At 70.1% G+C, this 11,957-nt stretch carries 9 protein-coding genes and 1 riboswitch; all 9 genes read left to right on the top strand.

All coding sequences use genetic code 11. The features are described from left to right. The first annotated feature begins 1 nt into the window (after position 1). Positions 2 to 188: riboswitch (cobalamin riboswitch) on the top strand. A gap of 100 nt (positions 189 to 288) precedes the next feature. Then, positions 289 to 2,265 carry a TonB-dependent siderophore receptor gene (locus JWN21_RS02240; RefSeq protein WP_299645781.1) on the top strand — a complete coding sequence of 659 codons (1,977 nt, stop codon included), beginning with the start codon at positions 289 to 291 and terminating at the stop codon, positions 2,263 to 2,265. After that, positions 2,262 to 3,083 carry an ABC transporter substrate-binding protein gene (locus JWN21_RS02235; RefSeq protein ID WP_299645778.1) on the top strand — a complete coding sequence of 274 codons (822 nt, stop codon included), beginning with the start codon at positions 2,262 to 2,264 and terminating at the stop codon, positions 3,081 to 3,083. The genes JWN21_RS02240 and JWN21_RS02235 overlap by 4 nt, the downstream gene beginning before the upstream one ends. Then, entirely contained in the window at positions 3,080 to 4,045 is a 966-nt protein-coding gene (locus tag JWN21_RS02230; RefSeq protein WP_299645776.1) for an iron ABC transporter permease, read from the top strand. Before JWN21_RS02235 ends, JWN21_RS02230 begins: the two co-directional genes overlap by 4 nt. Next, positions 4,036 to 4,791 carry an ABC transporter ATP-binding protein gene (locus JWN21_RS02225; RefSeq protein ID WP_299645774.1) on the top strand — a complete coding sequence of 252 codons (756 nt, stop codon included), beginning with the start codon at positions 4,036 to 4,038 and terminating at the stop codon, positions 4,789 to 4,791. The genes JWN21_RS02230 and JWN21_RS02225 overlap by 10 nt, the downstream gene beginning before the upstream one ends. Positions 4,792 to 4,845: 54 nt before the next feature. Next, entirely contained in the window at positions 4,846 to 6,372 is a 1,527-nt protein-coding gene (locus JWN21_RS02220) for a CoA-acylating methylmalonate-semialdehyde dehydrogenase (protein ID WP_299645773.1), read from the top strand. 84 nt (positions 6,373 to 6,456) lie between these two features. Beyond that, complete coding sequence (locus JWN21_RS02215) at positions 6,457 to 6,705, top strand: hypothetical protein (RefSeq protein WP_299645772.1); 249 nt, start codon at positions 6,457 to 6,459, stop codon at positions 6,703 to 6,705. A gap of 88 nt (positions 6,706 to 6,793) precedes the next feature. Then, on the top strand, positions 6,794 to 9,901 hold the full coding sequence (locus tag JWN21_RS02210; protein WP_299645771.1) for a DEAD/DEAH box helicase: 3,108 nt from the start codon (positions 6,794 to 6,796) through the stop codon (positions 9,899 to 9,901). 31 nt (positions 9,902 to 9,932) lie between these two features. Further along, complete coding sequence (locus tag JWN21_RS02205; protein ID WP_299645770.1) at positions 9,933 to 11,075, top strand: acyl-CoA dehydrogenase family protein; 1,143 nt, start codon at positions 9,933 to 9,935, stop codon at positions 11,073 to 11,075. Next, positions 11,072 to 11,957: enoyl-CoA hydratase/isomerase family protein (locus JWN21_RS02200; protein ID WP_299645769.1), on the top strand; the 886-nt coding region annotated here is incomplete at its 3' end. The genes JWN21_RS02205 and JWN21_RS02200, both read left to right, overlap by 4 nt.

Below are 11,957 nucleotides of genomic sequence, written 5' to 3'. Positions count from 1 at the left end.
CACAGGGCCGCGCGTGACAGGTGCCTCGCGAGAGGCTGAAAAGGGAAGTCCAGTCCAAGACTGGCGCTGCCCCCGCAACTGTGACCGGCAAGCGGCTCTCCGTATGCCACTGGGCGCAAGCCTGGGAAGGTGGAGAGTTCGCGTTCGAGCCGGGAGCCAGGAGACCTGCCCGTCACGGTCGATCCTTTGCGCGGACGGGGTGTGCCGGGCGAACGAGGGGAAATCCTCGCGTGAGCGACGCCAGAAAGGCGTCCGGCCGTCGGTCGCCTCGCGTTTGAGGATTTTGCTGTGTCCTGTTTCTCCCTGTTTACCTCTCCGACCCTGGCCGGGGTGGCGCTGCTTGCGAGCGCACCGCTTCACGCGCAGACCGTACCGCCTTGTCCATCCGATCAGCCCGGCGATGCCTGCAATAACGAGGGCGTGCTGACGCCGACTTCTCCCCGCGACGTCGTCGTCACCGCCACCCGCGTCGAGCAGGACCGCACCGACACCGGCCAGGCGATCACCGTCGTCACCCGCGCCGACCTCGACCGCCGCCAGACCGTGGCGCTGTCCGACATCCTCGCCACCACACCCGGCGTTTCGGTCACTCGCAACGGCGCGATCGGCGGCTTCACCGCCGTGCGGCTGCGCGGCGCGGAGGCGGAGCAGACGCTGGTCGTGATCGACGGCGTCCGCGTCAACGATCCGTCGTCGCCGGGCGGCGGGTTCGACTTCGCCACCTTGCTGGCCGGGTCGGTCGAGCGGGTGGAGGTGCTGCGCGGCCCCAACTCGGTGCCCTGGGGAAGCCAGGCGATCGGCGGCGTCGTCAACGTCGTCACGGCCGATCCGGCGCGACTGCGCGACGGCGATGTGACCGGGCGCGCGCAGATCGAGGGCGGTTATGCCGAGCATCTCTATGCCACTGCCGGCGTGTCGGGCCGCACCGGCGCGCTGTCGGGTTCGCTCAACGCAGGGCTGCTGCGCACCGACGGCATTTCCTCGGCGGCGAACGGGCTCGAACGCGACGGCTATCGCCAGATCGGCGCGACCGGACGGCTGGGGCTGGCAATTGCCGAGGGGATCGGCCTCGACCTGCGCGGTTATTATGCCGACAGTCGCACGCAGATCGACGGGTTCGCGCCACCGACCTATGCGTTTGGCGACACGCCCGAACGCTCCACGGCGCAGGAACTGTACGGCTATGCCGGGCTGAACGTCCGCGTCGGCCCGGTCGCCAATCGCGTCGCGTTCACGATCGCCGACATCGACCGCGACAATTTCGCGACGGCGGCGAGCGCGACGCCTTCCTTCCTCGCACGTGGCCGGACCGAGCGGTTCGAATATCAGGCGGACGCGCGATTGAGCGACGGCCTGCGCCTGGTCGTCGGCGCGGAGCGGGAGGACAGCCGCTTTGATGATGGCTTCACCTTTGCCGACACCGGCGTCACCAGCGTCCATGGCCAGGCGATCGTCAAGCCGGTGGCGGCGCTGACGGTGACCGGCGGCGTGCGATATGACGATCACGACAGTTTCGGCGGGCAGGTGACCGCCGGGGCGGACGCGGCGCTGGCGCTGGGCGGCGGCACCGTGCTGCGCGGGAGCTATGGCGAGGGGTTCAAGGCGCCGACCTTGTTCCAGCTCTTCTCCTCGTTCGGCAACGCGACGCTGCAGCCCGAGGAGGCGTGGAGCTTCGATGCCGGCGTCCAGCAGACGCTGTTGGACGGACGCGCGGCGGTGGGAGTGACCTACTTCCACCGCGACACGCGCAATCAGATCGCCTTTCGCTCCTGTTCGGCGGCTGAGCGTGCGACCGCGGGGTCGATCTGCGTCGGGCGCCCGTTCGGGACCTACGACAATATCGCCCGCGCCAGGGCGGAGGGCGTCGAGATCGAGCTGTCGCTGCAACCCACCGACGCGCTCACCCTGCGCGGGCAGGTGACGATCCTGAATGCCGAGAACCGGTCGGCGGGCGCGAACCGGGGTCGCGACCTCGCGCGCCGCCCGGGGGAGACCGCAAGCGTTGACGCCGACTACCGTTTTCCGTTCGGATTGCGGATCGGGGGCACGGTGTCGCTGGTCGGCGACAGCTTCGACAATGCCGCGAACAGCGTCCGCCTCGACGGCTACGCGCTGGTGAGCGTGCGCGCCGAACTGCCGCTCGGCGATCGCCTGAGCCTCTATGGCCGCGTCGAGAACGCCGCCGACGCGGCGTACCAGACCGCCGCCGGCTATGGCAGCATCGGTCGCGCGGCCTATGGCGGCATCCGGCTGAGGCTGGATTGAAGGCACTCGCCACCCTCCTCCTGCTCGCCGGCTGCACGCAGGTGCGTGGCGGCGGCGGCATCGTTTCGGTGAACCCCTGCGCCGACGCGATGCTCGTGCGGCTGGTCGAGCCGGCGCGAATCGCCGCCATCAGCCACTATTCGCAGGATCCAGGGGCGACATCGATCCCGTCGGCCGTCGCGAGCCGGTTCCGCGTGACGGCGGGCACAGCGGAGGAGGTGATCGCGCTGCGCCCGTCGTTGGTGCTCGCATCGACCTTCACTCCGGCGGCGACGCGGGCGGCTTATACGCGGGCAGGGTTGCGGGTGGTGCTGCTCGACTCGCCTGTGACGGTGGCGGCGAGTGTCGCGCAGGTGCGCCAGGTCGCGGCGGCGGTTGGGGAGAGGGAGCGGGGGGAGCGGGTGGCAGGGGAAGTCGAGCGCGCTGTTGCCTCGGCCCTTCCCCGGCTTCCGCCGGGGAAGGAAGAGCGGGAGGGCGTCTCGCCAGACACTCCTTCCGCCCTTCTCCTCCTCTCCGGCGATCTCGCCAACGGTTCGGGCACGCTGCTCGACGAGCTGCTCCGCCGCGCCGGGTTCCGCAATGCCGCCGCCGATTACGGTCTGCGCTATACCGGGCGGCTGCCGGTGGAGGTGCTCGCGGCCACCCCGCCGGCGGTGGTGATCGCGCCCGACAGAGCCGGCCGGACCCGCGACCTGCGGCGCAAGCTGCTGCCTGATGTTCCGCAGGCGAGCTTTCCCCGCGAACTGATCAATTGCGGCGGGCCGTCGATCATTCCCGCACTGGCGCGGCTGCGCGCGATCAGGGCGAGTTTGCCGTGAGCCGTGCAGCCAAGCTGACGGCAGTGACAGCGCTGGTCGCGCTGCTGCTTGTGTTGTCGCTGGGGGCGGGCAAGGTCTGGGTGCCGCCCACCGCCTGGTTCGGCAGCGACCCGCTCGCGCGCATCATCGTCGAGCTGCGGATGCCGCGCGCGCTGCTCGGCCTCTTGCTCGGAGCCACGCTGGGGCTGTCGGGCGCGGTGTTGCAGGGCTTCCTGCGCAATCCGCTCGCCGACCCGGCGGTAGTCGGCGTGTCGTCGACCGCAGCATTGGGTGCGGTGGCCGCGATCCTGTTCGGGAGCGGGCAGGCGGGCGTGTTCGGCGCGGCGATGGCGGGCGCGGGCGCGGCGATGGCGCTGCTGGCGGTGCTGAGCTGGCGGGCCGCCGGACCGGTGGTGTTCGTGCTCGCGGGGACGGTGCTGGCGAGCCTCGCGGGGGCGCTGACCGCGTTCCTGATCGCGATCGCGCCGAACCCATGGGCGCTGGCGGAGGTGATCGACTGGATGCTCGGCGCGCTGACCGATCGCAGCTGGCCCGACCTCGCGCGCGCCGCGCCGGCGATGATCGTGGGTGGGGCGCTGCTCTTCATGACGGGCCGCTCGCTCGACGCGCTCGCACTGGGCGAGGACGCGGCGCGCTCGCTGGGTGTGCGGATGGAGCGGGTCCAGCTGCTGGTGATCGCCGGCACCGGGCTGGTGGTCGGCGCGGGCGTCGCGGCGACGGGGGTGATCGGGTTCGTCGGGCTGGTCGTGCCGCATCTGCTGCGCCCGGTGTTCGGCGCGCGGCCGGCGGCGCTGTTGCTGCCGTCGGCGCTGGCCGGCGCGGCGCTCGTGCTCGCCGCCGACAGCCTGGTGCGGCTGACGCCAGGTGCGGGCGAGGTGCGGCTGGGGGTGGCGATGGCGCTGCTCGGCGCGCCGTTCTTCCTGGCGCTGCTGCTTCGCGGCGGGGGCCAGTCATGGCGCTGAGCTTCGTCGGCGTTACGGTGAAGCTTGGCGGTGCCATCGTGCTGGACGATGTCACCGCGAAGATCGCGCCTGGCCGCGTCACGGCGATCCTCGGCCCGAACGGCGCGGGCAAGTCGACGCTGCTGCGCGCCGCGTGCGGCTTGATTGCGACGCAGGGCCGCGTCCTGATGGGTGGCGACGAGGTGACTTCGCTCGACCCCCATGTGAAAGCGCGGTGCATCGGTTATCTGCCGCAGGATGCCGCCATTCACTGGAACCTGCGCGCGCGCGAGGTGGTGGCGCTCGGCCGCCATCCGCACCGGTCCTCGCCGGCCGAGAACGCCACCGCCGTCGCCGACGCGATGGAGGCGACCGCCACCGCCGCTTTCGCCGATCGCCCCGTCGCCACCCTGTCGGGGGGGGAGCGCGCGCGCGTCCTGCTCGCGCGGGTCTTCGCCGGGAGCCCGCGTTATCTGCTCGCCGACGAGCCGCTGGCGGCGCTCGACCCGGCGAATCAGATCGACATGGTGCAGCGGCTGCGCGCTCATGCGGCCGGCGGGGCGGGGGTGGCGGTGGTGGTCCACGATCTTCTGCAGGCGCAGGTCGCGGCCGACGACGCGATCCTGCTCGATGGGGGGCGCGTCGTCGCGGCCGGACCGGCGGCGCAGGTGCTGACGCCGGATCATCTCGCCGCCGTGTTCGGCATCCGCGTTGCCGCCGTGGAGGTGGATGGCCGCACGCTGTGGGTGCCCGCCGGAAGACCATAGCGCCCGCTGACAGTCTCGCTTCGCTGTGCCAAAGGACGCGCAAGGAGAGTTTTCATGCGGCAAATCGATCATCTGATCGTCGGCGGGGCCGGCGGCGGCACGCGCAGGTCCGACGTGTTCGACCCCAACACGGGCCAGGTGCAGGCGAGCGTCACGCTGGGCGGCAGCGCCGAGCTGGAGATCGCCGTTGCCGCCGCGCGCAAGGCGCAGCCCGGCTGGGCGGCGACCAACCCGCAGCGCCGCGCCCGCGTCATGTTCCGGTTCAAGGAGCTGGTCGAGGCGAACATGGACGCGCTCGCCCACCTGCTGTCGTCCGAGCACGGCAAGGTGATCGCTGACTCCAAGGGCGACATACAGCGCGGGCTGGAGGTGATCGAGTTCGCCTGCGGCATCCCCCATGTGCTGAAGGGTGAATACACCCACGGCGCCGGGCCCGGGATCGACGTCTATTCCATGCGGACGCCCTTGGGCATCGGCGCGGGGATCACCCCGTTCAACTTCCCCGCGATGATCCCGATGTGGATGTTCGGTGTCGCCATCGCGTGCGGCAACGCTTTCATTCTCAAGCCGTCCGAGCGTGATCCGAGCGTGCCGGTGCGCCTCGCCGAACTGATGCTGGAAGCGGGTGCCCCTGAGGGCATTCTGCAGGTCGTCCATGGCGACAAGGAGATGGTCGACGCGATCCTCGATCATCCCGACATCAAGGCGGTCAGCTTCGTCGGCTCGTCGGACATCGCGCATTATGTCTACCGGCGCGGGGTCGACGCGGGCAAGCGCGTGCAGGCGATGGGCGGAGCGAAGAACCACGGCATCGTCATGCCCGACGCCGATCTCGACCAGGTGGTGGCGGACTTGTCCGGCGCTGCGTTCGGGAGCGCGGGCGAGCGCTGCATGGCGCTGCCGGTGGTGGTGCCGGTCGGCGACAAGACGGCGGACGCGCTGCGGGACAAGATGATCCCGGCGATGGCGGCGCTGCGGGTCGGGGTGAGCACCGACGCGGACGCGCATTACGGCCCGGTGGTCAACGCCGCGCACAAGACCCGCGTCGAGAACTGGATCCAGACGGGCGTCGATGAGGGCGCGGAGCTGGTCGTCGACGGGCGCGGCTTCAGCTTGCAAGGGCATGAGGAGGGGTTCTTCATCGGACCCAGCCTGTTCGATCGCGTGACGCCGCAGATGCAGAGCTACAAGGAGGAGATCTTCGGCCCCGTCCTCCAGATCGTCCGCGCGCCCGACTTCGAGACCGCGGTGCGGCTGCCCAGCGAGCACCAGTATGGCAACGGCGTCGCGATCTTCACCCGCAACGGCCACGCCGCGCGCGAGTTCGCGGCGCGGGTCGAGGTCGGCATGGTCGGCATCAACGTGCCGATCCCGGTGCCGGTGGCGTACCACAGCTTCGGCGGCTGGAAGCGCAGCGCGTTCGGCGACACCAACCAGCACGGCATGGAAGGGGTCAGGTTCTGGACCCGCACCAAGACGGTGACGCAGCGCTGGCCTGATGGTTCGGCCCTCCCGCGCGGCAGCGAGGACGGCGGTCCGAGCAGGGTGCAGGACGCGTTCGTCATCCCGACGATGGGGTGACGGGCCTCTGGGTGCCGCTTACGTTATGGTCGTGACTCACCAGTTCGACAGCAACGTTTCGTCCGCCGCATGGAGGCGGCTGGGATGGCGCGGGCTGTTGCGGAGGAGTTGGCGGACGCGCTCGACGGTGTTGTGCTCGACAATCTAGTTAAACAGCGGGATCTGAAGGAAACCGAGTCAAAGCTGGACGGTCACCTTGGCGAGACGGAGCTTCGCCTGCGTCGGGAAATCAAGGAACTTGAACTTCGCCTTACCGTACGGCTCGGCGCGATGCTGGCCGCAAGCAGGTCGCTGATCGTCGCGATTTTGGGAGGCGCTATCTCGCTTCGTTGAGCGACATAACATTGATTACCGTCGCTAAGCGCATGTTGGAACACGGCGCTCACCCTCTCGTTACCGGACCGAGAGGGAGCTTCCTGCATTGACCAATATCCAACGCGCGCCGGTCGGCGCGGTGGCCGCGCGTGCGGCCGATTTGCTTGAGCAGGGCGATGTCCTCCTCGTCCTCGCCGATGAGCAGCGTGCCGAGGCGGCGGCCGCCGCGCTGGCCGCAGCGGCCCCGCGCGCGCGCGTGCTGCACCTGCCGTCCAGCGACGCCTTGCCGGGCGACGCCAGCCCGGCCTCGCCCGCCAATGTCGGCCGGCGCGTGTCGGCGCTGCACGGCGTGTTCGTTGCGCGCAAGGAGGGCGCACGCGTCGCGCTGGTCACCACCGCCGAGGCCGCCGCGCGTCTGCAGGCGCACCCCGCCGCCTATGACGTCGCGTTGCCGGTCGTCGTGGTGGGCGACGCGCTCGATTCCGACCAGTTCGTCGCAATGCTGCTGGAAATCGGCTATTTCGCCGACGATCGCGTCGACGAGCCGGGCGAGATGGCGGCGCGTGGGGGCACTATCGACATCTTCCCCGCCGATGCCGGCAGCCCCGCGCGGCTCGAGATCGTCGACGGCACGGTCGCCGCGATCCGCCACTACGACCCCGCCACGCAGCTGGGCACCGAAGCGATCGAGCGGCTGGAGGTCGGCCGGTTGGCCGAGCCGCACAGCGACGAGGCCGCGTCGCTGTTCGATCATCTGCCCGACGCGATCGTGCTGATCGAGCCGGGCGTCGAGGAGCGGCGCGACCGTTTCGTGGCGCTCGCCAAGGATGCCGGGGGACGCGAGCCGGTGCTGGATGCGAAGAGCTGGAACGCGTCGCTCATGGGCCGCGTGACGGAGGTGCCCGTGGCCAAAGGCGAGCCGATCCCGCGCTTCGTCGAGGGCCGCAACCCGGCGCGTGCGTTCGCCCGCTTCGCCAGGCCGTTGCTGGACGCCGGCGAGCGCATCGTGCTGGTCGGCGGCGAGCGGGATCTTCGCTTCCTCGGCGCGCGCGCCACGGCAACGCTGAAGCAGTCGATCGAGCCGGTCGACAGCTGGGCCGCCGTGCGCGCCGCGTCGCCTGGCGCGCTGCTGAGCCTGGTCATGCCTGTCGACACCGGCTGGCGGGGAGAGATGGTGACCGCGATCGCCGCCGCCGATCTGCTCGGAAGTCGTGCCGTGACCGATACGGGCGACCTGGCCGCCGATCCGTTCGGTGCCCATGTCGGCGAGATTCATATCGGCGACGTGGTGGTACACGAGGATTTCGGCATCGGCGTGGTCGCGGGACTGGAATCGCTCCCGGACGGTGACGCGATCGCGCTGACCTATGCCGGCGACGACCGCCGCCTCGTGCCGGTGGCCGAGGCGGATCGGATCTGGCGCTATGGCGCGGACGCCGATGCGGTGACGCTCGACAAGCTCGACGGCTCGTCCTGGGCCAAGCGGCGCGGCGCGATCGACGCCGCGATCGCGGAGAGCGCGAAGGAGCTGACCCGCCTTGCCGCCGAGCGCGACGGGCGCGAGGCTCCTGTGCTCGAGCCCGATGTTGCCGCGTACGAACGCTTCGCCGCCGGCTTTGCGTTCACCGAGACGACCGACCAGGCGCGCGCCATCACCGCCGTCCGCGCCGACCTCGCCAGCGGCAAGCCGATGGATCGGCTGGTGATCGGCGATGTCGGCTACGGCAAGACCGAGGTCGCGCTGCGCGCCGCTGCCGTCGCCGCGTTGGCAGGCGCGCAGGTGGCGATCACCGCGCCCACCACCGTGCTGGTGCGGCAGCATCTCGACACGTTTGCCAGGCGGTTCGCCGGCACCGGCGTCGAGGTCGCCGGCCTGTCCCGGCTTTCGAACGCCGCCGAGAAGAAGCGCGTCAAGGCGGGGCTGGCGGACGGCTCGATCGGCGTGGTGATCGGCACCGGCGCTGTCGTCACCGCCGCTTACAAGAACCTCGCTTTGACCGTGATCGACGAGGAGCAGCGGTTCGGCGCGGCCGACAAGGCCAAGCTGCGCGCGCTCGGCGGCGACGCGACGCATGTCCTGTCGCTGTCGGCGACACCGATCCCGCGCACCTTGCAGACCGCGCTGGTCGGGCTGCAACAGCTGTCGATCATCGCCACCCCGCCCGCGCGCCGCCAGCCGATCCGCACCGCGATCGCCGAATGGGACGAGGTGACGGTCCGCACCGCGCTGCGCCGCGAAAAGGGGCGCGGCGGGCAGAGCTTCGTCGTCGTCAGCCGGATCGAGGACATGGCGCCGATGGCTGCGCGGCTGAAGAAGCTGGTGCCCGAACTGACCATCGGCGAGGCACACGGCAAGCTGCCGGTCGGCGAAATCGACGACGCAATGGTCGCGTTCGCGAGCGGGGCAGGCGACGTGCTGCTCGCCACCAACATCATCGAGGCGGGGCTGGACGTGCCGCGCGCGAACACCATGATCGTGTGGCGTGCGGATCGCTTCGGTCTGTCTCAGCTCCATCAGCTGCGCGGCCGGGTAGGGCGCGGCAGCCGGCGCGGGCAGGTGCTGCTGCTGACCGATCCCGACCACCCGATCGCGCCTGCGACGGTCAAACGGCTGAAGACGCTGGAGGCTTTCGACCGGCTGGGCGCCGGGTTTGCGATCGCCGCGCGCGATCTCGACATGCGTGGCGCGGGCGACCTGATCGGCGATCAGCAGGCCGGGCACATGAAGCTGATCGGCGTCGACCTGTACCAGTATCTGCTGGAGGCAGGGCTGCGCGTCGCGCGCGGGGAGGCGGTCGACCGCTGGACGCCGGAGCTGAACCTGGGCGTCGTCGGCTGCTGGCCCGCCGAGTGGGTGCCGGAGGAGGAGACGCGCATCACGTTGTACGCCCGCCTGGCTCGAGTGGCCGACGCCGGCGCGCTCGATGCGTTCACGGCCGAGCTGGAGGATCGGTTCGGTTCGCCGCCGCCCGAGGCGCGCACGCTGCTCGACGCTGCCGCCGTCCGTCTCCTCGCCGCCGAGGCGCTGATCGAGCGGATCGACGCCGGCCCCGCCGCGATCGCCTTCACCCCGCGCAGGGACATCGCCGGCGACGCTGTTGCGGCCGGGCTGATCGAGAAGAACGGCCGGCTGCTGCTGGCCGAGCGGATCGAGGACCCGGCCGAACGGCTCGACCGCATCCGTGCTGTGCTGGATGCGCTGAGTCCCGGTTGACGCGTCGCAGCCGCGGGAGCAGTCGACGGCGATGAACCAGTTTGACCTGACCGACGACCAGCGCGAAATCCAGGAGCTCGCACGGCGCTTCACCGCCGACCGGATCACGCCATTCGCGGGCGAATGGGATGAGAAGCACCACTATCCCGTCGAGGTATGGAAGGCCGCGGGCGAGCTGGGCTTCGGCGCGATCTATATCGCCGAAGACAATGGCGGCATCGGCCTGGGGCGGCTGGAGGCGGCGCTGATCATGGAGGCGATGGCTTATGGCTGCCCCGCGACCAGTGCGTTCATCTCGATCCACAACATGGCGACGTGGATGATCGAGCGCTACGGCTCGGCGGAGATCAAGGCGCGGTTCCTGCCCGATCTGGTCGGCATGACGAAGATCGCCAGCTATTGCCTGACCGAGCCCGGCTCCGGCTCCGACGCCGCCGCGCTGACGACGCGCGCCGTGCTGGACGGCGACCATTATGTGCTCAACGGCACCAAGCAGTTCATTTCCGGTGCCGGCTACAACGACCTCTATGTCTGCATGGTGCGGACATCGGACGAGAAGTCGAAGGGCATCAGCTGCCTGGTGGTCGAGAACGGCACGCCCGGCCTGTCGTTCGGCGCGCCCGAGAAGAAGCTGGGCTGGAACGCGAGCCCAACCGCCCAGGTGATCTTCGAGGACTGCCGCGTGCCGGTCGCCAACGCGGTCGGCGGGGTGGGCGAGGGGTTCCGCATCGCCATGGCGGGGCTGGACGGTGGGCGGCTCAACATCGGCGCCTGTTCGCTGGGCGGCGCGCAGCGGTGCCTTGACGAGAGCATCGCCTATACCAAGGAGCGCCAGCAATTCGGCCAGCCGATCGCGGATTTCCAGAACACGCAGTTCACGCTCGCCGACATGGCGACCGACCTGGAGGCGGCGCGCGCGCTGCTCTACATCGCGGCGGCCAAGGTGACCGCGAACAGCCCCGACAAGTCGCGCTTTTCGGCGATGGCGAAGCGGCTCGCGACCGACAACGGCTCGTCCATCGTCGACCGCGCGCTGCAGCTTCACGGCGGCTACGGGTATCTGCGCGACTATCCGATCGAACGCTTCTGGCGCGACCTGCGCGTGCATTCCATCCTCGAGGGGACCAATCAGGTGATGCGCATGATCGTCGGGCGGGAGTTGCTGCGGCAATGAGCGAGGTCCTGATCGAGCGCCAGGGCGCGATGGCCCGGCTGCGGCTCAACCGTCCCAAGCAGCTCCACGCGCTCAACACCGCGATGTGCGAAGCGATGCTGGCGGCGCTGGAGGAGTGGCGGACCGACGACTCCGTGCGCGCGGTCATCATCGACCATGCCGAAGGAAGAGGCTTCTGCGCGGGCGGCGACATCCGCATGCTGGCGGACTCCGGCGCGGCGGACGGGGTCGCGGCGCGCGCGTTCTTCCACACCGAATATCGGCTCAACCACAAGCTGTTCACTTACGCGAAGCCGACGGTGGCGTTCATGGACGGGGTGACGATGGGCGGCGGCGTTGGGTTGTCGCTGCCGTGCAAATACCGCGTCGCGACGGAAAACACGCGGTTCGCGATGCCCGAGACCGGGATCGGCCTGTTCCCCGATGTCGGCGCGGGCTGGTATCTGTCGCGATTGCCGGGACGCATGGGCCAGTATCTGGCGCTGACCGGGCATCGGCTCGATGGCTCGGAATGCACGTTTCTGGGGCTGGCGACGCACTACATCCCGTCGGCATCGCTGCTCGAGGTGAAGGCGGAGATCGCCGCGCGACCTGACGCCATCGGCGAGGTGTTGGATGGCAAGGTCGTGACCGGCCCTGGCGCCGTGGTGATGGAGAACCTCGACGAAATCGACCGGCTGTTTGCGTCGGACCGGCTGGAAGACGTCATCGCCGCGCTGGAGGCGGACCACAGCGAATTCGCTCGCACCACCCTGGCGACGCTGCGCACCAAATCGCCGCAGACGATGAAGGTCAGCCTCAAGCTGCTGCTCGACGGCAGGACGATGCCGACCTTCGAGGACGAGATGCGCCAGGAGTTCGCGGTCGGCAGCCGCGTCGTCC

This window comes from Sphingomonas bacterium (assembly GCF_028292945.1).
Lineage (GTDB): Bacteria > Pseudomonadota > Alphaproteobacteria > Sphingomonadales > Sphingomonadaceae > Sphingomonas.
The sequence above is the reverse complement of the archived record's forward strand: the minus strand, read 5'-3'. Positions and strand labels throughout refer to the sequence as shown.

What these genes read in the sequence shown, in the direction of transcription:
- JWN21_RS02205 (WP_299645770.1), top strand. Translation starts at nt 9,933, where the DNA reads ATGAACCAGTTTGACCTGACCGACGACCAGCGCGAAATCCAGGAGCTC.
- JWN21_RS02220 (WP_299645773.1), top strand. Translation starts at nt 4,846, where the DNA reads ATGCGGCAAATCGATCATCTGATCGTCGGCGGGGCCGGCGGCGGCACG.
- JWN21_RS02225 (WP_299645774.1), top strand. Translation starts at nt 4,036, where the DNA reads ATGGCGCTGAGCTTCGTCGGCGTTACGGTGAAGCTTGGCGGTGCCATC.
- JWN21_RS02215 (WP_299645772.1), top strand. Translation starts at nt 6,457, where the DNA reads ATGGCGCGGGCTGTTGCGGAGGAGTTGGCGGACGCGCTCGACGGTGTT.